The sequence below is a fragment of the Bacillus basilensis genome, assembly GCF_050630465.1.
In the GTDB taxonomy this organism is placed as follows: Bacteria; Bacillota; Bacilli; order Bacillales; family Bacillaceae_G; genus Bacillus_A; species Bacillus_A basilensis.
Genome location: NZ_JBNTQO010000003.1, coordinates 220184 through 243218 on the forward strand (window position 1 = coordinate 220184; position 23035 = coordinate 243218).

Consider the following 23035-nt stretch of genomic DNA (forward strand, 5'->3'; position numbering starts at 1 on the left):
GTAAAAAATAGTTTGCTATTTAAAAAAAGTGGGGATATAATATCTAAATGAAAATGATAATTATTATCAATATTAATTATAAATAAAAAATAATTATAAAAAACAACTGAATATAAAGGATGAAATGACACATGTTACATAAGTCTACTATACTTACTGGCAATAATCGCTGGATACATTTTAAGTTTATATGTTTCATGAGCTTAACAATTTTATGTTTAATTGGATCGATTTTTTTGGCCGTTGCATTCGGTGCAAAGGATATCCATTTGCAAACGGTGTGGACAGCGGTTTTTGATTACAATCCGAAATTAACGCAGCATCAAATCATTTACGAATTAAGGCTCCCAAGGGTAATTGGCGCAGCAGTTGTAGGAGCGGCTTTTGCGGTCGCTGGGGCTGTTATGCAAGGAGTAACACGAAATCCTTTAGCTGATGCAGGTGTGCTTGGCATAAATGCAGGTGCGATGTTTGTAGTAGCACTTAGTTTTGCCTTTTTCCCGCATATGCCGTATTCCTATTTGATGGTTGTTTCCTTTATTGGAGCAGTTTTAAGTACAGTACTCATTTTTATTATCGGATTAGCAACATCAGGCGGATTAACACCGATGAGGTTAACGATCGCTGGGGCAGTTATGGCAGCACTTTTACATTCGTTAAGTTCAGGTGTTGCAATTTATTATGACTTAAGTCAAGATTTAGCGTTTTGGTACGCTGGTGGTGTTGCAGGGGTTAAGTGGGAACACTTGAAATTTTTAGTTCCTATTATTCTTATAACGATTGTTTTTGCGACAGTGTTAGGGCGGTCTATTTCACTCATATCAATGGGGGATGATGTTGCTACGAATTTAGGAGTAAAAACGAACCGTACGAGAATACTAGGGATAATTACAGTAGTCATTCTTGCAGGCGTATCTGTTTCAGCTGTTGGCTCTATTGGATTTGTAGGACTCGTTATCCCGCACATTGCTAGAAAATTAGTTGGTGTTAATTATAGACTCATTATTCCTATGTCAGCATTTTTAGGAGCTATGTTATTAGTTTTAGCTGACTTAGGGGCAAGAACAGTAAATCCTCCTAAAGAACTTGCGATAGGAATTATGGTAGCTCTTGTTGGAGTTCCGTTCTTCCTCTATATAGCACGTAAAGTTGGGAGGGAACTATAAGTGAAGGATCTTTTGAACACAGATAAGAAGAGAGCTATTACTGTAACTACAATTTTCGGTTGTGTTGGTATCGCTGTCATTTTAATTAGTTTAAATACAGGAACATTGAGTATAGCGCCACTTAAAGTAATTCAAACGCTTTTCGGTTATGGTGATTTTGAAAGTGCAACCGTGCTATACGATTATCGTATGCCAAGAATTATAATCACAATGTTAGCTGGTATTGGCCTTGGAGTTTCCGGTGCGATTTTGCAAGGGTTATCACGTAATGCACTTGCAGATCCTGGTATTCTTGGACTGCATGCAGGTGCATCTTTTGGGCTAATTCTATTCGTTACTTTCTTTCATTCTATTAATGAGAATGCATCGATTTTAATACCGTTATTTACATTTGGCGGGGGAGTGTTAGCTGCATTTTTAATTATTTTACTTGCGAGTGATCGATCAAAAGGTTTACTTCCCATTAGACTTATTCTCGTTGGTATTGCTGTTTCAGCTGGATTTAGTGCGATTTCGTTATTTTTCTCTCTCAAGTTAAATGATGAGACGTATATATTCGCTTCTAAATGGCTCGTTGGTAACGTGTGGGGAAGGGATTGGATTCATGTTCTAGCATTATTACCTTGGATTTTCATACTAACCCCGTATGCGTGGCTAAAATCTAAAACATTAAATGCACTGTCATTAGGTGATAGTGTAGCAGCAGGACTTGGTGTTTCTGTTCAAAAAGAACGGTTGCTACTTTTAGCTACAGCGGTTGGATTATCGTGCGCAAGTGTATCGATGGCAGGAGGGATTGGTTTTATCGGTTTAGTTGCCCCGCATATCGCAAGAAAGTTAGTAGGCACTACCTATCAACATTTCCTTCCGCTAGCTGGCATTATCGGCATGATTATTTTAGTACTAGCAGATACGATAGGTCGTTCTATATTTGAGCCAAACTCTATTCCAGCTGGTGTAGTAGTGGCGGCTTTAGGAGCACCTTATTTTCTTTATTTACTTACAAAAACAAAATAAATACTTCAAAGAGGAGAGCATATGAAAAAGAAACTTACTATTTTATTTAGCATTATGTGTATTTTTGTATTAGCAGCATGCGGTCAAACGAAATCTAATGAAGAGGCAACGAAAAAAACGGAAAAAAGTAATGATCCAAAAATCGCTTCTATGTCTATTCACTTAACGAATAATTTACTTGCATTAGGAATTACACCAGTAGGTTCTGTAATTGGTGGAGATTTAAAAGATTTCTTACCGCACGCAAAAGAACAGCTGAAAGATACGAAGAAACTTGGTGTTGTAACAGATCCGAATATGGAAGCATTACTTCAGTTAAAACCATCTGAAATTTATGTGGATGAAAAATACGCTGGCAAAGATTTAGCGAAATACGAAAAAATTGCAAAAACACATTCTTTCAATTTAGATGAAGGTACGTGGAGAGACCATTTAAAACAAGTTGGTAAACTTGTAAACCGTGAGAAAGAAGCGGATAAATATATTCAAGATTACGAAGAGCAATCAAAACGAGTAAAAAGTTTAATAGATAAAGAGTTAGGTAATAACAAAAAAGTAATGGCAATTCGTGTTACTGCAAAAGAATTAAGAGTATTTAGCACGAAAAGACCGATGGGACCAATTTTATTCCAAGACTTAGGATTACAACCTGCAAATGGTGTAGAGAAAATCGATGGAAACCGTCCTTTCGAAGTCATTTCACAAGAAGTATTACCTGACTTTGATGCAGATGCGATTTTCGTTGTTGTAAACAGAGACGATAAGGCAAAAGCTGCATTTAAGCAACTTCAAGAAACACCAATTTGGCAAGACTTAAAAGCTGTTAAAGGCAAGCACGTATACATTATCAATGACCAACCATGGCTTGACTATTCTGCTTTAGGTAACAAAATGGCAATGGATGAAGCGGAGAAAATGTTTACGAAATAATAGAGTTTTGCTATTAGGAAAGGCCCTCTGAATTTGGAGGGCCTTTTTGTTATTGTTAGAATAAATAAAAAATTATACAATGAATTTAATTTAATGTAGAGGAGATGTGCCAATGTCAGCGCTTATTGTAAGTATCCCGTTTATAAAACAGTTTATGGAACAAGGGGATAAATAGACTAAAATAAGTGTCCCCGTTATTAAAAAAGGGGGAATTTGAAATGACGATGAATCTTTTTCAAAATAAAACTGTTAAATTATCCGCTATTAGAGAATCAGATGCTAAAGTAATGGCTATGTGGCAAGAAGATAGTGAGTATTTAAGAAATGTCGATACAGATGTAGCGTTTCCACAATCGTTACAAGAAATAGTAAGTGATGGGCTATTAAAGGGACGGAGATCGAATAGTGTATCTTTCATGTTGAGGACAGTTCAAGATGATCGCTTAATTGGTTTTGTGGCAATTCATGGCATAGAGTGGAATAACAGAACGGGTTTATTAGCCATTGGTATAGGAGATGCAAATGATAGAGGGAAGGGATATGGAAGAGAAGCAATCCATCTTATCTTAAAATATGCTTTCTATGAATTGAATTTACACCGCGTTGGTCTTGATGTTATTTCTTATAATAAAGCTGCTATTGAGTTGTATAAAAAGATGGGTTTTCAGATAGAAGGCTGTATGAGAGAAGCAGTGCAAAGAGATGGGAAGTGTTTTGATCGTATCATTATGGGGATATTGCGGGATGAATGGATAGAGCTGCAAGGTTAGAAAGTACATTCTAAATTATATATGTAGTATGCAGGAGATATAATGATAATTGGCGAAAATTTACAGTGTACTGATTGAATTTATCCCGCGTTAACGGGCAGTAAAACTCCCACCTTAAAATTCAGTTGGAGCAAAGAAGTTAGGTGGGAGTCGGGCTGTCCGTAAACGTCCGATTGGTTCAACTAATAATCAGTGGGGGATGAACAAAACCCCCACTGATTAAAGTTTCACTTTATAAGGAGCTATGCAAAATGAATTTAGAAAAAGCAAAACCAGTAAATGAAGAGGTCGCTGAATTAAAAGAGCTAATTAAAGAATTGCACGGAAGTGTACATCAACTTCAAAGTGAAGTGCAGCAACTAAGGCACGAAAGACCGGTTGTTGAAGTGCGAAAGGGTGTTCAACTATCACCAGCAATCATTGGACAAATTGGTGGTATGATTTTAGGTGGGTTAGCAATTATAGGTATATTTTGGTGATAAAAAAGGTATGCAGTTTAACGCTGCATACCTTTTTTAGTGTCGTTATTTGTCGGTAAGTCGATATTCTCTGTCGAACCGTCGATATATTTAGAAAATCGTTGATATATTTTAAAAACCGTCGATATAATTTCACACACCATAACATTTACATTAAATAACGTAAATATATATAAGCGTGTGATAACAATAATGCAATAATTGTTAACGGAAAACCAATTTTTAAGAAGTCCATATAAGAGAAAGCATGTCCTTCACGTTTCGCAATACCAGCAACGACTACGTTTGCTGATGCTCCAATCAATGTTCCGTTTCCTCCTAAGCAAGCTCCAAGTGATAACGCCCACCATAGTACTTCGATTTGCGGGGAATCGACAGATAGTCCGAGCCCTGTAGCTAAATCTTGAATAAGCGGGATCATCGTTGCGACAAATGGGATGTTGTCAATTGTTGCAGATGCGATGCCAGATACCCATAAAATAAGTACCGCAGCGAAACCGATATCGCCATTTGTTACGTCGAGTACTTCTTTTGCGAGTGAAGAAATAAGCCCAATATCAATTAACCCGCCAACGAGAACGAATAGTCCGGCGAAGAAGAAAATGGTTACCCATTCAACGTGAGCAAATACATCTTCAATATCATGTTCTTTTACTCCGATTAGCATAAGAAGTGTAGCGCCTGTCATTGCAATTACCGCAGCGTCTACATGAATAATGGAATGAAATACAAAGCCTAAAATAGTTAGTCCTAAAATCGAAATGGATTTTAAAAGGAGGCTTTGATCTTTAATATAATCTTTTTCGTTTAATTCCATTAATATTTTAATTTGTTCAGTTGTTGTTTTTAGTTTGTTGCGATACAGGAAGTAAATAATGCCAAGTGTAACGATAGAAATAATAATTACGATTGGAGCTAAGTTTAGTAAAAAGGCATTAAAATCTAAATGCTTATTTGCCGATCCGATCATTATGTTAGGTGGATCACCGATTAATGTTGCTGTTCCGCCTATATTTGAAAAAAGCACTTCTGAAATCAAATAAGGAACAGGGTTTACTTTTAAAATACGTGTAATGGATAGTGTAACAGGTACGATTAGTAAAACGGTTGTTACATTGTCCAAAAATGCTGATCCGACAGCAGTTAATAAGGATAGTAATAATAAAATGCGGATTGGTTTTCCGCCAGCTGCCTTCGCTGCTTTAATGGCCACAAATTCAAATACGCCCGATTGGCTCGTAATATGTACGAGAATCATCATCCCAATTAAAAGGGTGATCGTTTCCCATTGAATATGTGATGTGAAAGCAGTATGTAAGTCTACAATTCCAAAAATAATCATAATAGCAGCACCGAATAGTGCAATTACAGCACGATTCAATTTCTCAGAAATAATAAATCCGTACGTGACTAAAAATACGGCAATTGCAAAATAATATTGCCAATTTGCTACTTCATGTGCTGATTGTTCCAATCATGTCACCTTCTTTAAAGTATGTATTCAATTGTCGAAATGTATCTCGCTATATGAATACGGGATAAAATATATTGTAGCAAATTCAAAAAAGAAAGAAAACTATTTAACAAAGTGAAGGAAAAAATGTGTTTTTTACATATGATATAAAAAAATAAAGAAACACAGTGCAAATTATTAGGAAAAGTGAGAGTTGTCCTCTAATATAGAGATAGCAATTTACATTATTTTTGCGTAAAATGGTTTAAAGAGGTGAATTCCGATGGAAATAGTAAAAGATAGTTCTCTTATTCAAAATGAAATTGAACGTTTTGTAAATAAAGATGTATATATTCATTTAGAAACGACGAACGGAGCGTATGCGTCACACTTTAATGAAAAGATGATGACAGTTGGGGCATTCATTCGAAATGCAATTATTCGCTTTGAGCGCGGAAAAATAACTGGAACAAACCCATACCGAGTTGGTTTGAAAATGGATCATGGCTGGGTATATGCTGAAGGTATTACGCACTGGGAAGTAGACGATAAAGAACGTTTATTACTAGCAGGGCATGATAATCAAGGCCGCTTAGCAGTTGCGCTTGAGTTAAGCTTAACGCCATTTAAGTAAGAAGGAGGGAAACTTATGGAGAGACATGTACTTGTTGTATTTCCGCATCCAGATGATGAAGCATTTGCTGCGGGAGGAACAATTCGCTTATTAACAGATCAAGGAGTACCTGTAACGTATGCATGCGGTACTTTAGGACAAATGGGACGTAACATGGGGAAAAACGTGTTCGCTAACCGTGAAACGATTCCAAATATCCGTAAAAAAGAATTGAAAGATGCATGTGAAGCGATGGGGATTCAAGATTTAAGAATGCTTGGTTTCCATGATAAAACGTTAGAATTTGAAGATGTTGATTTCGTTGCTGATAAAATTGAAGCGATCATCCAAGAAGTAAATCCATCTCGAATTATTACATTTTATCCAGAGCACGGCGTACATCCAGATCATGATGCATTTGGCCGCGCTGTAGTTCGCGCCGTATCACGTATGCCAAAAGAAGAACGTCCAGTCATTCATGCAGTTGCAATTACGAAAAATCGTGAAGCAGTACTCGGGGAGCCCGATGTTGTAAATAATATTAGCGAAGTATTTGAACATAAATTAGCTGCACTAGGTGCGCACCGTTCACAAACAGAAGCAATGCTTGAAGAAACACACGCGAAAATCAAAAACAAAGATGCAGCAACATTAAAATGGCTGCAACTGGAACAATTTTGGACTTATAAATGGGAGTAGGCTAGAAGGGAACCTTCTAGTAGCTCTTACATAGAAAAAAGCACCGTCATTTGTGACGGTGCTTTTTTTGTTGAAGGCTATATATTTCTTAGAGATATGCTTCAAAGTTTTAAAATTAATGTGCAGTATAGCCTCCATCAACAAGAAGTGTTGTACCATTAATAAAACTAGCATCATCACTTGCTAAAAATAAGACAGCTTTTGCTACTTCTTCTGGTGTTCCAAGTCTGCCTTGTGGATGAAGTGAAGCTAAATATTCTTTCTGTTGAGGATTAACACTACTAAGTAAAGGGGTGTCAATATAGCCAGGGCAGACCGCGTTAATACGTATTCCATATTTAGCGTAGGCAGTACATAAATTTTGAGTTAATAGTTTCACACCACCTTTTGCAGATGAGTATGCTGTTGGGGTAGGTAATGAAACAAAACTATGAATCGAACCAGCATTAACGATGACACCGCCTGTATCTTGTTTAAGAAATTGTTCAATCGAATATTTATCAGAAAGGAATACCCCAGACAAGTTAATATCAATGGTTCTTTTCCATTTTTCGTAGGATAATTCGTTTGCCGGTGCATCATCAGCAACGCCGGCATTGGCATACATAATATCTAATTTACCGTATGTACTTACTGTCTCATGGATTAGCTGTTTAATATCTGCCTCTTTTGTTACATCGGTTTTAATAAATAACGTATTATATCCATGTGCATTCAATTCATCTGATAGATCTTTTCCACGTTCAGAAAAGTCAGCAATAACTACTTTTGCACCTTCTTTGATAAAAAGACGAACAGTAGATTCGCCAATTCCACTTGCACCACCAGTTATGATCGCTACTTTGTCTTTTAATTTCATATAAACCTCTCCATTCATCAATGAATTTAAGTCGAATTTTTTTAATTTGGTTATATTACCATTAACCTTAAATAGTAAGTAGATAGAAGAAAAAGCTTGCGTTTACTTAATTGTGAGAGTGCTATTTTTTTTATTGTAATTTTTATACAGTGATGGACGAAAATATTAATTAGGTCAACTTTATCATTAGATTGAATGTTCGGTAAAGTATTCTCGAATAGGGTGAGTGCTGAAGCTAAACTACTGATCTACATAGATATAACGAGGGAGATTTACATATAGTTGCTCTTTGTATTTTATTAATTAACAAATTTTTAAACTTGCTGATGATGTAGTGGAATTAAATAAGTCGGTTATTTTCAGGTTGAATCAGAACTAAAAACAACAAAAATAAATCGTTGAATAATAATTATTTATTGAAAAACGATAAATAACATGTTAATATCAAATTGGAAATTAGTAAGAGAGGTGTTTTTTATAAAATGTAAAACGAATGTTATGTACTAAAAAAGAAATTGATAGAAATTAGGAAAGTTATATATTTTAATAGCAAAAAAAGAAAAGGGAGTAGAGCATGATTAATAAAACAGTAAAGAAAGTTATCTTGATTGCAGGTGGTTTGTATATTACATATTTAGTAGGTGTAGCCATATTAGCGGAATCTATACCATATCCTACATCTCAACAACTTAAAGAAGCCGAAAAAGTAGTTGAACGTTATGTAGGTGAAAATAATGGAGTGGAAATGATAAATACATCTAGCAGCTTCACGGCTGAGATGTTCGATCGTTCAATTCATATTGAAGGGAATTCAAAAGAGAATCCGGAACAAGTATTTCGAATGGATTTAGATCAAGTTTCTAGTGAAAGTGAAAAGATAACCGAAAAATCGATAAATAAAATTTGTAAATCAAATGATGCAGGAAAGAAATTTACGTGTGCTGATGCTGAATAACTAAAGGTAGGAATGTGTAGCTGCATAGTAACGATTGATAACTACTATTCAAGTTAAATAGGAAAAAGCCTCGCAGGGGGGCGAGGCTTTAAACAGGGTATTAAAAATTATCGATTCATTAAGAATAATTTCTTTTGAATAAACTAATTTTAGCATGATAACTCATATATATGTGTTACGAATTTATGAACGAAAAACCAATGATAATAATTTATGTATAATCTGCATCATTACATAAAGTTCGAGTGGAATAGAGAGTATGCTTTTGTAAGGTGTAATAAAGATATAGTCTGCCTACGGAAATAGGTGGGCTATTTTTTATAAAGAAAAGATAACTTGAGGTAAAGCCCTTGTTAAGAAATAGGGTAAAAACAAGATTTTTTAAGGAGAGATAAGGACGTTCAACAGATAAAGATATCGTATTTGAAACACGTGATTATTCGTGGATTAAGTTCTATTTTTGATAAAAAATCTTTAAAAGGCCTTACAGTCCCTAAAATTGATATTTAGTAATGATCTGTAAGAAACATATATTTTGAATTAATTAATAGAATGATATATATTTATATTGATTTAATGGTTTTAGATTGTTAAAAATGGGGAAATCGATATGAAGGTTAAATTTGCCGTAATAAAAGATGAGAACTTTGATTGTAGTTTATTGGAAACAAAATTATTGAAAACTTTTAAAGAAGTAGATTGTGAAGCAGATATTGTAAAGGTTGAGGCTGAAATTTTTGAAAACAATGATATACAAACGCATTTATCACAAATAACCATTCATGTTACTGGAAAAAATATTGGATATAGATCCGTTTCAGCTAGTATATTTATTGTTCTAGAGAGCTTATCAATACAGCTATTTCGTATTCATATTAGTATACTTTAAGCAGTTCAAAAAGTGGCTTCTTCAGAAAATCATACTGATTATATTGAGTTGTAAATATGAAAACAATAGAAATTATTGTAGGTGCTCCCGAATGTTGGATTGCACCTTGTTTGTTGTTAAATAAACAAGGGGTTCCTTTTCAAATTTTAATTTATCTTAATCGCATATTATCTTAACGCTGAAATTGACAGTCTCAAGGCTGAGCAAAAAGAAATGATGAGAGACATTCGAAATTTAGAAACGCGTATCACTATTAATGAGAAAGACATAGCAACAATCAATAAGCAATTAGAAAAAATAAGTACAAACACAACTTAGATTTTGCGGATTAATATTAGTGCGATAGTAATGTCAAAAAGGGATGATTTAATCTTGTGAAATAGGACGATATAAAAGAAAGTGGGGAGCTCCCTCTTTCTTTTATATCAATGAGAAGCTATAAATTTTCCGTTTCTTTTTCATCTGCATACTTTTCCTCTAAAGAAATTAATAGAGTAATTAACCCAATTACTACGATAATTAATGTAATTATAAAAGATTTAGAAAGAGAGAAAGGACCTTCAATTAAAAGTGGTAAAAACTTGAATGAAAGTATACTAGCTATTAAGGAAATTACTAAAATACTAAAAAGGGATATATTTTTATTTTTTATAGATGCTTGTAGAAAATCTTTAATAAAGCCTGTAGCGACAAATATAGTTAGTATGATAAGAGAAATAAAATAATGTGTTACATTTGTCATACTAATAGTAGGATCGTCTATTATGTAGGCAAGTAATTTAGATAATAATATACCACCAAACAATAGAATGATAAAAGCGAGTAATTCTGTTGATATATAAGTGCTGAAACTATCTTTCTTTTTAAAGATCTTGTAGCTTAGAGTAGCCTGGATCATTTGAATGACAAATAAAGCGATAATCCATACATAATATACAATTGGTAATTCTCCTGAGAATAGAGAGATTAGGAAGTTTATTACTGTCCTTAAAATTTCAATCATTACGAAAGTCCTCCTGTTTGTAAGCTTTACGACTTTAAAATGTGCTAGTTTATTGTTAAATAATTAGGTGTACAATTCCAAACTATTTCTAATTATTCCATAAAAAGGTGGTTGTATCAAGTTATCTCTTTAATAAATCTGCCAAGGCCGAGTACTAGAAAAAGAAACGCAATATGTAATATAATTGAAAAAGTATATTTTAAAATCAATGTTAATATTACCCTCCTATAAGTATTAACATACGTAATTGAGGTGTTTTCTTTGTTGTTTTATGAGCGAATTTCTATAATGGCCCCTCCTGTTCCGTAGCTAAGGAAAGTCTTTTTATTTCTGAGATTTTCAAAGTTATAGGAGGGTATGAAAAATGAAAAAAGTCTCAGTACCATCACTTTTGTTAATGATTATTCTTGTCGCGTTTCCGCAAATTAGTGAAACGATATATACACCGTCTTTACCTGACATTTCAAAGGCGTTACATGTAAGTAATAATGAGGTGCAGTTCACGCTAAGTGTGTATTTCGCTGGATTTGCTTTAGGTGTATTTTTTATTGGATGGTTATCAGATATAATTGGTCGTCGTCCGGCGATGTTATTTGGAATTGTCGTATATGGTGTAGGTAGTTTCTTATGCTTTATTGCAAATTCCATTGAAGTTTTATTGGTAAGTCGTTTTATTCAAGCGTTTGGAGCAAGTGCAGGATCAGTTGTAACGCAAACGATTCTTCGTGAAAGTGTAGAAGGGCATAAGAGGCATGTTATGTTTGCTCAAATCTCGGCAGTTATTGCTTTTACACCAGCGATAGGACCGTTAATTGGTGGCTTTCTTGATCAAATGTTTGGATTTAAAATAGTATTTTTAAGTTTAGTAGTTATGAGTATCGGGATTTTTCTGTATACGTTTGTTTCTCTTCCGGAAACAAAAACGAGTGCAGTAACGGATAAAATAAATGTCTTTTCAGTATGGAAGAGGTTAATTACAAATCCAAAAGTAGTAACATATGGGCTATTAATTGGGGGAGCAAATGGTGTTTTATTTAGCTATTATGCAGAAGCGCCGTTTATCTTTATTGAATACTTTCAGTTATCGCCTAGTATGTATGGATTTTTAGGGATTGTTGTTGCGTCTGCTTCTATTATTGGAGCGAAAGTTTCAAAACGTTTACTTGCTACTTATAAACCAGAGAAAATTATATATATCGGTTGTCTTGTAATGGTAGTTGGAGCAGTCGCTTTATCTATTATTACTTCAGTTGGATCAAATCCAAACATAATATATATGATTGGATTTTTAGTAGCGATGTTTATATTGCTATTAGGAATTGGAGTAGCATTACCTAACTGTTTAAGTTTAGCATTAATAGATTTTCAAGATGTCATTGGTACAGCGGGTGCATTGTTTAGCCTAGGGTACTATGTAATTGTAACAATAACAATTTGGGGAATGAGTCAATTTCATACGGGCTCGTTACTGGTGATGCCACTTTATTTTCTAGTTATAGTAGTTGTCATGATGGTGTTTACTAAAGTGTTTGTTTTAGGTAAACAAACTTCAAAAACGATTTAAATATGAAATGGTAAAAGAGTCTCATTTTTTTATGAGACTCTTTTATATTTTATTCCGCAATTTTGAGGTAGCAAGATTCCTGCCTCAAAATTGGGCTGGAATGAAGCAGTTAGTAGTGTATTAATATATTAAATTTCTGATTGGTATATGAATGGAACGAGTAGGAATTTACGTTATCAACTATAAAGATTGAAGTACATGCGGTCTGAAACCGAGGAAGAAATGCTCTCGTCAATTATTTATATTGTCATAACATTCATACCGGAATCATATTGAATAGATGTATTTTATTGTTAATTTAGTTAAAAATTAATCATACTTATGTATAATAATTTATTGAAAAAATAATTGAATTTTTCAGATTAATGAATTAATATAAGGTAAGTAATTTTAAGATTTATAGAATAATGGAAGATGAAAGGTTTTGAGAATTTTATAAGAAGCAACAAAACGATTTTAGGATAGCTTTAAAGCTAGTGTAAAATGACGTTTGCTTCATCATTTTCAGGGCCGAAAGGAATTAGGAGAAAGCATCTTGTTTTAAAATGCGGCTATGAATCATCTAAGAGGGGGAAGTGAAGTGGCAAACAAAGAATTGAAAAGAGGTTTAGAAGCACGTCATATTCAAATGATTGCTTTAGGCGGAACAATTGGTGTTGGTTTGTTTATGGGGTCAGCCAGCACGATTAAATGGACAGGTCCGTCAGTTATGCTTGCGTATGCAATTGCAGGTATTTTTATCTTCTTCATCATGCGTGCCATGGGAGAAATGTTGTATATGGAGCCAAGTACAGGTTCATTTGCGACATTCGGTCATAAGTATATTCATCCGCTAGCTGGTTACATGACAGCGTGGAGTAACTGGTTCCAGTGGGTCATCGTTGGGATGTCAGAGATTATCGCGGTTGGAGCGTATATGCAATATTGGTTCCCAGATTTACCAGCATGGATACCAGGTGTAATCGCAATGGTTATTCTTGGCGCAGCTAACTTAATTTCTGTTAAGTCATTTGGTGAATTTGAATTTTGGTTTGCGATGATTAAAATAGTTACGATTCTATTAATGATTATTGCGGGATTTGGACTTATTTTCTTTGGAATTGGTAACGGCGGAGAAGCGATTGGCATATCAAATCTTTGGTCAAATGGCGGTTTCTTTACAGGTGGTTTTTCTGGATTCTTCTTTGCATTATCACTTGTAGTTGGAGCGTATCAAGGTGTGGAATTAATCGGTATTACTGCTGGTGAAGCGAAAGATCCGAAGAAGACACTTACAAGAGCGATTCAAAGTACAATTTGGCGTATTTTAATTTTCTATATTGGTGCTATTTTCGTTATTGTAACTGTGTATCCGTGGGATCAATTAAGTACAATTGGTAGCCCGTTCGTAGCGACTTTTGCGAAAGTTGGTATTACGGCTGCGGCTGGACTTATTAACTTCGTTGTTATTACAGCAGCAATGTCTGGTTGTAATAGTGGTATTTATAGTGCTGGACGTATGCTGTATACGTTAGGTGTAAATGGACAAGCACCGAAATATTTCAAGAAACTTTCTGGAAATGGTGTACCATTATTCGGTACAGTCGGTGTAATTATCGGTTTAGCGGTTGGTGTAGTTCTAAGTTATATTGCACCAAAAAACTTATTCGTATATGTATATAGTGCGAGTGTACTTCCTGGTATGGTACCGTGGTTCGTTATATTAATTAGTCAAATTAATTTTAGAAAAGAAAAAGGGGCAGAGATGAAAGATCATCCGTTCAAGATGCCATTTGCTCCTGTTACAAACTATTTGACGATTGCCTTTTTAATTATGGTATTAATCGGAATGTGGTTTAACGATGATACTCGTATTTCATTAGTTGTAGGTATTATTTTCTTAGCTATCGTTACAATTAGTTTCTATGCTTTCGGAATAGGGAAGCGTGCTCCGTTAGACATACAAAAAGATAATGAAATTTCAAGTAAATAAAGATAGTGAAAAGTCCGATTTCTCATTTAGAAATCGGACTTTTTGTTATTAAAACTTTTCTAAAACGATTTTCCCAATGGTGCGCCCACTTTCAAGTAGTGTATGTGCTTTCTTTAAGTTTTCAGCGTTAATTGGTGTGAATGTTTCATTTAAAGTAGTCTTTAAAACGCCTTCATCCAATAGTTCGCTTACTTTATTTAATAGTTCGTGCTGCGTAATCATATCGCCAGTTTCATACATCGCTTTTGTGAACATAAATTCCCAAACGAGTGTAGCACTTTTACTTTTTAAAATACCCATTTCAAGAGGGTGTTCATTTTCTACGATAGAGCAAATTTTTCCTTGTGGTTTAATAAGCTCACAAATTGCTTGCCAATGTTGATCTGTATTATTTAAGCAGAAAATATAATCTACATCTTTTAGCCCGAACTCTACTATTTGTTCTTGTAAAGGTTGGTGATGGTTAATAATATAATCAGCACCGAATGTTTCAACCCAGTGTATCGTTTCATTGCGGGATGCAGTTGTGATTACATTCAATCCAGCCCATTTCGCCAGTTGTATGGCAATTGAACCGACACCACCAGCTCCGCCGATAATTAAAATGTTTTTAAATGTATTTGTATCTTTCTTATTATAATCAATGCCTAAACGTTCGAATAAACCTTCCCAAGCCGTAATAGCTGTTAAAGGAATTGCTGCAGATTCAGCATCATTTAACGTTTTTGGTTTTTTACCAACAATTCTTTCATCAACTAAATGGTATTCACTATATGTACCTTGTCTCGTAATACTACCGGCGTAAAACACTTCGTCGCCTTCTTTAAATAACGTACAACCTTCGCCAGTTTGCACAACAACACCACTCGCATCCCAGCCAAGTATTTTCGCTACCTCTTCTTTTTTATCTTTCGGAGAGCGAACTTTTGTATCAACTGGATTAACGGAAATAGCATTAACTTTTATGAGTAAATCTCTTCCGGTGGCAACAGGCTTTTCAACTTCCATATCAATTAAACTGTTTTCATCTTCAATAGGTAAGTATTCATGTAAACCAATTGCTTTCATTTGTATTCCCTCCATTAAAGTAAGAGTTTTTCTCTTTTATTATAGTAGGTAAAGTGTCATTATGTAAAAAAGTTAAGTCCTTTCCATTTTGTAAAAGGCCTGTTTCAGCCTCATATAGAACTTTGTAACTGGGGAGGACTAGCCATCGTTTGATTTTATAAGCATTGAATGAAAGGTATACTTATTTTTCCAGTGTACCTTGCAATGAACAATACCGAGTGTTATATTATACTTGTAGTTACTTATTATAAAACAGTACTGAATAATAAACAGTAGTGGATGTCAATTAGAATAGGGTGAATGAATATTGAATGTACAATTTAAAAAAGGAGTTTTAGAACTTTGTGTTCTTGTCTTACTGGATAAGCAAGACCGTTATGGATATGAATTAGTTAGAAATATTTCCAATCAAATTGAAATATCAGAAGGGTCTGTTTATCCTCTACTTCGTAGATTAACTAAAGAAGAATATTTTACAACGTATTTACAGGAGTCTTCAGAAGGGCCTTCAAGGAAGTATTATGCACTGACAGATAAAGGTAGAACGTATTTGTACCAACTATTGGAGGAATGGAATGAGTTCTCACAAGGTGTCAATCAATTAATAAAAGAAGGTGTACGTAATGACGAAAAATAAATTTTTACAACAATTAAATGCATCTCTAAAAAGATTATCTGAAAAAGAGCGTGCAGATATTTTAAAAGATTATGAAGAACATTTTACTTTCGGATTAGAGGAAGGAAAAAGTGAAGAAGAAATTGTAGCTTCATTAGGTTCTCCAGCTCAAATCGCCAAAGAGTTATTAGCAGATTATCATATTGAGAAAGTAACAACAAGTGCAACAACAGGAAATGTTTTTCGTGCAATTTGGGCAGTAATTGGATTAGGTTTTTTCAATTTGTTAATCGTACTTGGACCTGCAATTACATTAGCGGCATTGATTTTTTCAGGTTGGGTTCTAGGTATCTCATTTTTAGGTGCACCATTACTTGTTTTAGTTGATACTATTATACATCCAAATACATTCTTGTTATTTAATCTTTTCGTTTCTTTAGCACTTTGTGGACTTGGATATTTCATTGTTATTGCTATGTTATTTTTAACGAAGCTATCAAAGAATGGATTTGTTCGTTATTTAAAGTTCAATATAGCACTAGTAAAAGGTGGTTTGAAGCATGATAAATAAAAAGAGTCTTTCAATCATTGCAGGTATTATTTTCATTATTGGCATTATCGGAAGTTTATTCACTTATCGTTCAATTGCTGCAGTACCAATTTCAGAAGAAAAGGTCATTAATAATAATGTGTCAAGCGTCATTATCGATACGAATAACGTTCGTGTTAACATCAACCCTACAACAGATAGTAACGTGAAAGTAAAATTAGATGGCGAGGTTAATCCAAACGTAAAAAAAACATTAGCTACGGATGAGAAAGATTCAACGCTTCTCATTTCTTATAAAGAAAAACAACAGAGCTGGTTCAATTTTAATATTTCTGAAGTATTGGCGCCATTAACATTAAATGTGTATCTACCTGAAAAACAATATGATTCATTAAAAGTTTCTAATAGTAATGGTTTCGTTTCTATAAAAAAATTACACACAACGTATTTGAATGCCAATACAAACAATGGACGTGTTGAATTAAAAGAAATCAATTCGCCAAAAATTATCGCGGAAACAAATAATGGAATTATGGGATTTAAAGATATAATAGCGCAAAATATTCATGTGAAGTCGAATAATGGGAGAATTATGCTAGAGCATGTTGAAGGTGAAATAGAGGGACAGTCTAAGAATGGAAGCCTTACCCTTAAAACAAATGAACTGGATCGAAATCTCAATTTCACGACTCACAATGGAAAAATCAATATTGAAACTGAAAAAGAACCAACAAATGTTCAATTTAATGTTTCTGTCCACAATGGCAGCGCGAATATCCTGGATAAATATAACGGAAATACGATTATTGGAAAGGGAGAAAATGTAATTAAATTAAACACACGTAACGGAAATATTGCAGTGAAAAAACAATAGCATATTACCTTTTATAATCTCAGCTCGCCACACATAAAGAGCAATAATAAATAAAAAAAGAACCGACTCCTTTTCTCAACATGTAGGTAGTCGTTTTTTTTATATGTAACATTCGGTTAAGTGTGTATCCTTTGTATATTTCAAAATACAAACAGTTGTTTTATTACTCTCGATTCTTAGGAAAATAACGAATAGTAATTAACAATGTAAGAAGAATTTGTGAATGACTCAAAAATAATCGTTGAAACAATGAAAGAAGAGAAGGAGTTTTTTTCTAACAGGAGAAATTTTTTACTGTGTACTTTATCCCAAATTAAATGTAAAGGTGGATACATAATGACAGTAAAGAAGCTTTATTTCCTTCCAGCTGGTCGGTGTATGTTAGATCATTCTTCTGTGAATAGTACACTCACACCGGGAAATTTATTGAATTTACCTGTATGGTGTTATCTTTTAGAGACAGAAGAGGGACCTATTTTAGTAGATACAGGTATGCCAGAAAGTGCAGTTAATAATGAAAACTTGTTTGAAGGGACATTTGCAGAAGGGCAGATTTTACCGGAAATGACTGAAGAAGATAGAATCGTCAATATTTTAAAACGTGTAGGGTATAAGCCGGAAGACCTTCTATATATTATTAATTCTCACTTGCATTTTGATCATGCAGGAGGAAACGGTGCTTTTACAAATACACCAATCATTGTGCAACGAGCGGAATATGAGGCAGCACTTCATAGAGAAGAATATATGAAAGAATGTATATTAACGCATTTGAACTACAAAATTATTGAAGGGGATTATGAAGTTATACCAGGTGTTCGGTTATTGTATACACCTGGTCATTCTCCAGGGCATCAGTCATTATTAATTGAGACGGAAAAATCCGGTCCTGTATTATTAACGATTGATGCATCTTATACGAAAGAAAATTTTGAAGATGAAGTGCCGTTTGCGGGATTTGATTCGGAATTAGCTTTATCTTCAATTAAGCGTTTAAAAGAAGTTGAGATGAAAGAGAAGCCGATTGTTTTCTTTGGACATGATATAGAACAGGAAAAGGGATGTAAAGTGTTCCCAGAATATATATAGTGGAAAAAGTCATGAGCTTACGTGCTCATGACTTTTTCGTTTAAATAATTTTTTTAAATAAGTTATAAACTTTTTTTGAACTATCTTTATTCAATTGATAATACGTAAGGGTTATATCATCAGGAGTATCTTGCTGAGCAATCATCACTTCGTTACTGTCATGATCAACTACCCATATGAAATATTTTTTATAAGTCCCATCCTCGAAAGTAATCCACATATCACAATCTATTAAATCTGATCCTTCTTCATCTAATGTTAATTTTCCTTTTTTTGCGGTATCCATACTATTAATAAACGTTTTTAATTCATCTGTTCTTGTGAGGAAGACATCCTTTTTTGTTTTAAGTGACTCGACATGTATATCTTTGATTTCCTGCTTTCCTAAAAAGACAGGAGGCTCATTTGGATCTCTTTGCGTTGAAATGATAGTCACTTTCTTTTTCGGTTTGTTTGCAGTATAACGATCTTGAATAGATTTTCCAGAGTTTACAAACCATACGATTCCACAAATAATCAATGTGCTACAAAGCAGTAAAATGATTTTCTTAATAGAATATTCTCCTCTCTATTACTTCGTATGAAGAGCTTTTCTATTAATATATGATAGGTAAGCGTAAAGTATTATAGTTGAACGTGGCTATTCTTAACAGTTTTAAGGGGACGATCAACGAGTAAATTGTAAGTAAGCCCGACTAATACGAAAACACCGCCGATAATCTTTCCAGTTGAGAGTTCATTTGTCAGGAAGAAATCAATGATAGTCCCTGCAAATAATTGTCCGATAAAGATGAGTAGCGTTAAATAAAATGCTGATATTTTAGGAGTAATATAGTTCGACAATGAAATAACGATAACGCCTACTAATCCGCCTAAATATACAGCGATAGGTATGGATTGTAACGTATGCATTGGAATATATAATGAATCTGAACTAAAAATTAAAAATAACATAGAGAAAAATAAGCCAGTAATATAATTGAAAAAAGTTCCTTCCCAATTGCCAATTTTCTTTGCTAAATTCGCGTTAATAATTCTAGCAACAACGATAGAAACACCAGCTAAAATAGCGATGGTAATATATAACATTTTCTTGCCCCCATTAATAAATTGTCATGATTATAATTCCAGAAGAGATGAAACATAATCCAATTAGCTTTTTCTTTTCAAACTTTGCAACTTTCATTCCTAATAAGCCGAAATGATCAATAACGATGGAAGCGATGGATTGGCCGAGTAAACTTAATGCAATCGTAATAGAGGCACCAAGGACGGAGAAACTTATATTATTAAACAGAACAGTGAATACTCCAATCGCCCCAGCGCTATATAAAAAAAGTGGAATACTTTTATCAAAATGGATTTTATTTTTGTTTATGATTAAAATGAAAATAACTGCAATTAAACCGACAAGATGAATGACAACGCTTGCTGTATACTTGCCAATTAACTCAGATAAAATCCCATTCAATGGGAGCATAACGGCGATGAGCACACCAATAAAGACAGAAAGAAAGTTATACAATGTAATATCCCCTTTATATTTCATATTTGTAATGACTGTATCATGCTGAAATTGTGTATTACTATGACATATGTCATAGTGGAAGAAGAAAATTTTGATTACAATGGGGATGAGTTGTAAAGGTGGGGGATTATGAAGAAAGTATGTAATTCTATTAAATTAGCAGAGTATATGAAACAAAATAATATTGACTCCTTTTTTAGTAATGATATGAATCCGTATATGGAATTAATATTTTTTAAAAAGAATGAGTTTATTTGTAGAGAAAATGAAGAGATAGATTATTTATATTTTTTTGTTGAAGGAAAAGCGAAAGCGTTTAATACATTAAGTAACGGGAAATCTGTATTATTATGTTTTTATGACAGTTTGCAGTTACTTGGAGATGTGGAGTTAATTCATTCACAAAGGATCACTTCAAATGTACAAGTAATGGCAGATTCATATTGTGTTGCTTTACCATTAGGAAAAGTGAGAAACCAGCTATTTCACGATGCGAAATTTTTAAGATGTATTTGCGGATCGTTAGCACATAAATTAAACCGACTTTCAAAAAATAGTACAATTAATTTACTATATCCACTTGAAAATAGACTTGCGAGTTACATGTTAGCAGCAGGAGAACGAGCAGTACAGCACGGAAATAGAATTGTATTTAGTGGGAATTTAACGGAAACAGCGGAATTGTTAGGGACGAGTTATCGGCACTTATTACGTACATTAAATATTTTTTGTGATAAAGAGATTATAAAGAAAAACAATGGTTGCTTTGAAGTAGTGAATGTGGATGTTTTGAGGGAATTGGCGGCAGATGTTTATAAGTAGGAGAGGATTATAAATGATTACACCTATATTTAGAATTTTTGATATTGAAAAAGCAACGCTATTTTATTTGGATTTTTTAGGATTTAAAATGGATTGGGAACATCGGTATGAGGAGCATATGCCATTATATATACAAATTTCGTTACATGATGCTGTGATACATTTATCAGAACATCATGGTGATGCCTCACCAGGTGGTGCGATTCGGATCAAAATAGATGATGTAAAGGATTATCATTCTGTATTATTAAGTAAAGAACATGCTTATTCGAAGCTTGATATAGAAGAAACACCTTGGGGTACAATTGAATTAACTGTGATTGATCCGTTTTCAAATAGAATCGTATTTTATGAGGAGAGGGTTTAGAAATATTTTATCAAAATAGGGGGTTAAAATGAAGGGGAGTTTACTTGATGGTAAACTGCTCTTTTTATTTTGAATACATATTGAATGATATAAAAATAAAATGTTATTATTATGGAAACGTATGAATACATGAACAAGTATTCATATGTTTAAGAGGAGGAGGGATTAGAGTGAAAGATCTAATTATTATTGGGGCGGGTCAAGCTGGATTAACAATGGGATACTACTTGAAGCAAGAAGGATATAATTTTTTACTACTCGAGGCAGGAAACCGAGTTGGTGATTCATGGAGAAATCGATATGATTCTTTGCAGCTTTTTACCCCAAGGTCTTACAGTAGCTTGCCAGGTATGGCGTTAATAGGTGAAAAAAATGAATTTCCATATAAAGATGAAATTGCAACTTATTTAGAAGAATATGCAAGGCACTTTCAATTACCGGTCCAAGTGCAAACCAAAGTTTTTAAAATAAATAAAGAAAGAGATATATTTGAATTACATACTCCTACAGAAATTCTACAAACGAAAAAAGTTATTATCGCAACAGGTGGTTTTCAGCAACCATTTATTCCCTCAGTTTCAGCAAATCTATCATCACATGTTTTTCAAATACATTCATCACAATATAAATCATCATCACAAATTCCTAAGGGGAAAGTACTAGTAGTAGGTGGCGGGAATTCAGGAATGCAAATTGCAGTAGAACTTGCACAAACTCATGAAGTTACAATGTCTATTAGTCATCCTTTAACGTTTTTACCGTTACATATTTTTAGAAAAAGCATTTTTAGTTGGTTAAAAAAATTGGGTTTATTGTACGCTGAAGTAAATACAAAGAGGGGAAAATGGTTTCAGAAGAGAAAAGATCCCATTTTTGGTTTTGAAGGTAAGGAACTCATTCGTAATGGAGCAATTAAACTAGAGGGAAAAGTGGTTAGTGCATCAGAAAATGGCATTATGTTTCAAAATGGTGGTACGTATAGCGGAGGAAGCATTATATGGTCAACTGGTTTTATTCAGAACTATAAATGGATTGAAATAGAAAAGGCAGTGAATGAGAAAGGATTTCCTAATCATGTAAGAGGTATAAGTCCAGTAAAAGGGTTGTATTATATCGGTTTGCCGTGGCAATCTCAAAGGGGCTCTGCACTTATTTGTGGTGTAGGAAAGGATGCAGCTTATTTACTTTCCGAAATCAAAAAAATAGATCAGTAGCAGCGACTACTGATCATCCATATGTACATGAATTAGGAGAGGTCAAACATTTATTAACTTTATTATAATTGATTTTCATAAGAATAAAAACTGAAAATTCTAATTTTATGTTGAGAAAGTTTTTTGTATCGAAATATATAAAAGAATAGGGATTTTTAGTAAAAGGAAATATGATATTTATATTTTAATAAATTGTGATATAGTTTATAAAGAGCAGATTACATAAAATGTTATTTTATTACATATAAAGGGAGGGGGATGATTGTGAAGTTTGATGATCAACGCCTACTAGGAATCCGATTAGGTTCGATGCTCGTAACAGAGGAAAATCAATATTTAGTAATTAAGAAAAAAAATCATTATGCATTATTGAACATACATACTCTAGAATGCACTCATGTTGAAGTGCAGCTAGAACATATTGAAGAAATGTTGCGGGAAGATTTCCAAGAAAGTATAAAAGAAATTATTGCACCAGAACATATAAAAATTGTTGCGAAAAATGTTATATAGAGAAAGAAGCTGGAAGAACAGCTTC

General features: G+C 33.7%; 26 protein-coding genes. 19 read left to right on the forward strand and 7 right to left on the reverse strand.

What is annotated here, in order from left to right:
- Window positions 1-131 precede the first annotated feature (131 nt).
- From ACQVV1_RS07665 to ACQVV1_RS07685, 5 genes are all read left to right on the forward strand, one after another.
- Window positions 132-1166 (forward strand): FecCD family ABC transporter permease, encoded by a 1035-nt coding sequence (locus ACQVV1_RS07665; protein ID WP_431168723.1) that lies wholly within the window; start codon window positions 132-134, stop codon window positions 1164-1166.
- Window positions 1167-2183, forward strand: coding sequence for a FecCD family ABC transporter permease (locus tag ACQVV1_RS07670; protein WP_242256308.1), 1017 nt, complete (start codon window positions 1167-1169; stop codon window positions 2181-2183). It begins immediately after the preceding gene.
- 21 nt (window positions 2184-2204) lie between these two features.
- Entirely contained in the window at window positions 2205-3113 is a 909-nt protein-coding gene (locus ACQVV1_RS07675; protein WP_431168724.1) for an iron-hydroxamate ABC transporter substrate-binding protein, read from the forward strand.
- 218 nt (window positions 3114-3331) lie between these two features.
- Window positions 3332-3883 (forward strand): GNAT family N-acetyltransferase, encoded by a 552-nt coding sequence (locus ACQVV1_RS07680; protein WP_000178497.1) that lies wholly within the window; start codon window positions 3332-3334, stop codon window positions 3881-3883.
- A gap of 251 nt (window positions 3884-4134) precedes the next feature.
- The gene (locus tag ACQVV1_RS07685; RefSeq protein WP_001047301.1) at window positions 4135-4362 is read left to right on the forward strand and encodes a coiled-coil domain-containing protein; all 228 of its coding nucleotides are present in this window, start codon (window positions 4135-4137) and stop codon (window positions 4360-4362) included.
- 148 nt (window positions 4363-4510) lie between these two features.
- Here the strand turns inward: ACQVV1_RS07685 and ACQVV1_RS07690 are convergent, their stop codons facing one another.
- Window positions 4511-5836, reverse strand: coding sequence for an ArsB/NhaD family transporter (locus ACQVV1_RS07690; RefSeq protein ID WP_242256304.1), 1326 nt, complete (start codon window positions 5834-5836; stop codon window positions 4511-4513).
- Window positions 5837-6098: 262 nt separating this feature from the next.
- Here ACQVV1_RS07690 and ACQVV1_RS07695 point away from each other — a divergent pair, with 262 nt between their 5' ends.
- Both ACQVV1_RS07695 and bshB2 read left to right on the forward strand, forming a co-directional pair.
- Complete coding sequence (locus tag ACQVV1_RS07695) at window positions 6099-6449, forward strand: YojF family protein (RefSeq protein ID WP_000407039.1); 351 nt, start codon at window positions 6099-6101, stop codon at window positions 6447-6449.
- A gap of 15 nt (window positions 6450-6464) precedes the next feature.
- The gene (bshB2, locus tag ACQVV1_RS07700) at window positions 6465-7127 is read left to right on the forward strand and encodes a bacillithiol biosynthesis deacetylase BshB2 (protein ID WP_000439475.1); all 663 of its coding nucleotides are present in this window, start codon (window positions 6465-6467) and stop codon (window positions 7125-7127) included.
- Between the two features lie 115 nt (window positions 7128-7242).
- On the opposite strand, the gene ACQVV1_RS07705 is transcribed toward bshB2, so the two are convergent.
- Complete coding sequence (locus tag ACQVV1_RS07705; RefSeq protein WP_431168788.1) at window positions 7243-7986, reverse strand: SDR family NAD(P)-dependent oxidoreductase; 744 nt, start codon at window positions 7984-7986, stop codon at window positions 7243-7245.
- 574 nt (window positions 7987-8560) lie between these two features.
- Here ACQVV1_RS07705 and ACQVV1_RS07710 point away from each other — a divergent pair.
- Both ACQVV1_RS07710 and ACQVV1_RS07715 read left to right on the forward strand, forming a co-directional pair.
- Window positions 8561-8941, forward strand: coding sequence for a hypothetical protein (locus ACQVV1_RS07710; protein WP_242256296.1), 381 nt, complete (start codon window positions 8561-8563; stop codon window positions 8939-8941).
- Window positions 8942-9551: 610 nt separating this feature from the next.
- Window positions 9552-9830 carry a hypothetical protein gene (locus ACQVV1_RS07715; protein ID WP_242256294.1) on the forward strand — a complete coding sequence of 93 codons (279 nt, stop codon included), beginning with the start codon at window positions 9552-9554 and terminating at the stop codon, window positions 9828-9830.
- A gap of 436 nt (window positions 9831-10266) precedes the next feature.
- On the opposite strand, the gene ACQVV1_RS07720 is transcribed toward ACQVV1_RS07715, so the two are convergent.
- The gene (locus ACQVV1_RS07720; RefSeq protein ID WP_242256292.1) at window positions 10267-10833 is read right to left on the reverse strand and encodes a DUF5823 family protein; all 567 of its coding nucleotides are present in this window, start codon (window positions 10831-10833) and stop codon (window positions 10267-10269) included.
- 364 nt (window positions 10834-11197) lie between these two features.
- Between ACQVV1_RS07720 and ACQVV1_RS07725 the strand changes: the two genes are divergently transcribed.
- Together ACQVV1_RS07725 and ACQVV1_RS07730 are read left to right on the forward strand one after the other, a co-directional pair.
- Window positions 11198-12397, forward strand: a complete 1200-nt coding sequence (locus ACQVV1_RS07725) for a multidrug effflux MFS transporter (protein WP_242256291.1) — start codon at window positions 11198-11200, stop codon at window positions 12395-12397.
- Window positions 12398-12977: 580 nt separating this feature from the next.
- Complete coding sequence (locus ACQVV1_RS07730) at window positions 12978-14369, forward strand: amino acid permease (RefSeq protein ID WP_242256289.1); 1392 nt, start codon at window positions 12978-12980, stop codon at window positions 14367-14369.
- A 48-nt stretch (window positions 14370-14417) separates the two neighbouring features.
- Here the strand turns inward: ACQVV1_RS07730 and ACQVV1_RS07735 are convergent, their stop codons facing one another.
- Complete coding sequence (locus ACQVV1_RS07735; RefSeq protein ID WP_309259160.1) at window positions 14418-15437, reverse strand: zinc-binding alcohol dehydrogenase family protein; 1020 nt, start codon at window positions 15435-15437, stop codon at window positions 14418-14420.
- 307 nt (window positions 15438-15744) lie between these two features.
- Here ACQVV1_RS07735 and ACQVV1_RS07740 point away from each other — a divergent pair, with 307 nt between their 5' ends.
- The 4 genes from ACQVV1_RS07740 (at window position 15745) to aiiA (ending at window position 18566) form a co-directional block, all read left to right on the forward strand.
- On the forward strand, window positions 15745-16074 hold the full coding sequence (locus ACQVV1_RS07740) for a PadR family transcriptional regulator (protein ID WP_063221943.1): 330 nt from the start codon (window positions 15745-15747) through the stop codon (window positions 16072-16074).
- Window positions 16061-16624 (forward strand): HAAS signaling domain-containing protein, encoded by a 564-nt coding sequence (locus ACQVV1_RS07745; protein WP_242256286.1) that lies wholly within the window; start codon window positions 16061-16063, stop codon window positions 16622-16624. Before ACQVV1_RS07740 ends, ACQVV1_RS07745 begins: the two co-directional genes overlap by 14 nt.
- Window positions 16614-17477, forward strand: a complete 864-nt coding sequence (locus ACQVV1_RS07750; protein WP_431168725.1) for a DUF4097 family beta strand repeat-containing protein — start codon at window positions 16614-16616, stop codon at window positions 17475-17477. Before ACQVV1_RS07745 ends, ACQVV1_RS07750 begins: the two co-directional genes overlap by 11 nt.
- Window positions 17478-17813: 336 nt before the next feature.
- Window positions 17814-18566 (forward strand): quorum-quenching N-acyl homoserine lactonase AiiA, encoded by a 753-nt coding sequence (gene aiiA, locus ACQVV1_RS07755; protein WP_063221940.1) that lies wholly within the window; start codon window positions 17814-17816, stop codon window positions 18564-18566.
- A gap of 40 nt (window positions 18567-18606) precedes the next feature.
- Here the strand turns inward: aiiA and ACQVV1_RS07760 are convergent, their stop codons facing one another.
- The 3 genes from ACQVV1_RS07760 to ACQVV1_RS07770 all read right to left on the reverse strand — a co-directional run bounded on the left by ACQVV1_RS07760 (window position 18607) and on the right by ACQVV1_RS07770 (window position 20115).
- The gene (locus ACQVV1_RS07760; RefSeq protein WP_431168789.1) at window positions 18607-19101 is read right to left on the reverse strand and encodes a hypothetical protein; all 495 of its coding nucleotides are present in this window, start codon (window positions 19099-19101) and stop codon (window positions 18607-18609) included.
- Window positions 19102-19190: 89 nt separating this feature from the next.
- The gene (locus ACQVV1_RS07765) at window positions 19191-19655 is read right to left on the reverse strand and encodes a DMT family transporter (RefSeq protein ID WP_063221938.1); all 465 of its coding nucleotides are present in this window, start codon (window positions 19653-19655) and stop codon (window positions 19191-19193) included.
- 13 nt (window positions 19656-19668) lie between these two features.
- Window positions 19669-20115, reverse strand: coding sequence for a DMT family transporter (locus ACQVV1_RS07770; protein ID WP_140157144.1), 447 nt, complete (start codon window positions 20113-20115; stop codon window positions 19669-19671).
- Between the two features lie 108 nt (window positions 20116-20223).
- On the opposite strand from ACQVV1_RS07770, the gene yeiL reads away from it, so the two are divergent.
- The 4 genes from yeiL (at window position 20224) to ACQVV1_RS07790 (ending at window position 23010) form a co-directional block, all read left to right on the forward strand.
- Complete coding sequence (yeiL, locus tag ACQVV1_RS07775) at window positions 20224-20916, forward strand: transcriptional regulator YeiL (protein ID WP_063221936.1); 693 nt, start codon at window positions 20224-20226, stop codon at window positions 20914-20916.
- 13 nt (window positions 20917-20929) lie between these two features.
- Complete coding sequence (locus ACQVV1_RS07780; RefSeq protein WP_242256282.1) at window positions 20930-21283, forward strand: glyoxalase superfamily protein; 354 nt, start codon at window positions 20930-20932, stop codon at window positions 21281-21283.
- Window positions 21284-21453: 170 nt separating this feature from the next.
- Entirely contained in the window at window positions 21454-22497 is a 1044-nt protein-coding gene (locus ACQVV1_RS07785) for a flavin-containing monooxygenase (RefSeq protein ID WP_309259158.1), read from the forward strand.
- A gap of 264 nt (window positions 22498-22761) precedes the next feature.
- Entirely contained in the window at window positions 22762-23010 is a 249-nt protein-coding gene (locus tag ACQVV1_RS07790; protein ID WP_242256279.1) for a hypothetical protein, read from the forward strand.
- Window positions 23011-23035: the final 25 nt, after the last annotated feature.

What these genes read in the sequence shown, in the direction of transcription:
- aiiA (WP_063221940.1), top strand. Translation starts at nt 17,814, where the DNA reads ATGACAGTAAAGAAGCTTTATTTCCTTCCAGCTGGTCGGTGTATGTTA.
- ACQVV1_RS07770 (WP_140157144.1), bottom strand. Translation starts at nt 20,115, where the DNA reads ATGAAATATAAAGGGGATATTACATTGTATAACTTTCTTTCTGTCTTT.
- ACQVV1_RS07725 (WP_242256291.1), top strand. Translation starts at nt 11,198, where the DNA reads ATGAAAAAAGTCTCAGTACCATCACTTTTGTTAATGATTATTCTTGTC.
- ACQVV1_RS07665 (WP_431168723.1), top strand. Translation starts at nt 132, where the DNA reads ATGTTACATAAGTCTACTATACTTACTGGCAATAATCGCTGGATACAT.
- ACQVV1_RS07780 (WP_242256282.1), top strand. Translation starts at nt 20,930, where the DNA reads ATGATTACACCTATATTTAGAATTTTTGATATTGAAAAAGCAACGCTA.
- ACQVV1_RS07675 (WP_431168724.1), top strand. Translation starts at nt 2,205, where the DNA reads ATGAAAAAGAAACTTACTATTTTATTTAGCATTATGTGTATTTTTGTA.
- ACQVV1_RS07745 (WP_242256286.1), top strand. Translation starts at nt 16,061, where the DNA reads ATGACGAAAAATAAATTTTTACAACAATTAAATGCATCTCTAAAAAGA.
- ACQVV1_RS07695 (WP_000407039.1), top strand. Translation starts at nt 6,099, where the DNA reads ATGGAAATAGTAAAAGATAGTTCTCTTATTCAAAATGAAATTGAACGT.
- yeiL (WP_063221936.1), top strand. Translation starts at nt 20,224, where the DNA reads ATGAAGAAAGTATGTAATTCTATTAAATTAGCAGAGTATATGAAACAA.
- bshB2 (WP_000439475.1), top strand. Translation starts at nt 6,465, where the DNA reads ATGGAGAGACATGTACTTGTTGTATTTCCGCATCCAGATGATGAAGCA.
- ACQVV1_RS07715 (WP_242256294.1), top strand. Translation starts at nt 9,552, where the DNA reads ATGAAGGTTAAATTTGCCGTAATAAAAGATGAGAACTTTGATTGTAGT.
- ACQVV1_RS07680 (WP_000178497.1), top strand. Translation starts at nt 3,332, where the DNA reads ATGACGATGAATCTTTTTCAAAATAAAACTGTTAAATTATCCGCTATT.
- ACQVV1_RS07710 (WP_242256296.1), top strand. Translation starts at nt 8,561, where the DNA reads ATGATTAATAAAACAGTAAAGAAAGTTATCTTGATTGCAGGTGGTTTG.
- ACQVV1_RS07685 (WP_001047301.1), top strand. Translation starts at nt 4,135, where the DNA reads ATGAATTTAGAAAAAGCAAAACCAGTAAATGAAGAGGTCGCTGAATTA.
- ACQVV1_RS07735 (WP_309259160.1), bottom strand. Translation starts at nt 15,437, where the DNA reads ATGAAAGCAATTGGTTTACATGAATACTTACCTATTGAAGATGAAAAC.
- ACQVV1_RS07720 (WP_242256292.1), bottom strand. Translation starts at nt 10,833, where the DNA reads ATGATTGAAATTTTAAGGACAGTAATAAACTTCCTAATCTCTCTATTC.
- ACQVV1_RS07750 (WP_431168725.1), top strand. Translation starts at nt 16,614, where the DNA reads ATGATAAATAAAAAGAGTCTTTCAATCATTGCAGGTATTATTTTCATT.
- ACQVV1_RS07765 (WP_063221938.1), bottom strand. Translation starts at nt 19,655, where the DNA reads ATGTTATATATTACCATCGCTATTTTAGCTGGTGTTTCTATCGTTGTT.
- ACQVV1_RS07705 (WP_431168788.1), bottom strand. Translation starts at nt 7,986, where the DNA reads ATGAAATTAAAAGACAAAGTAGCGATCATAACTGGTGGTGCAAGTGGA.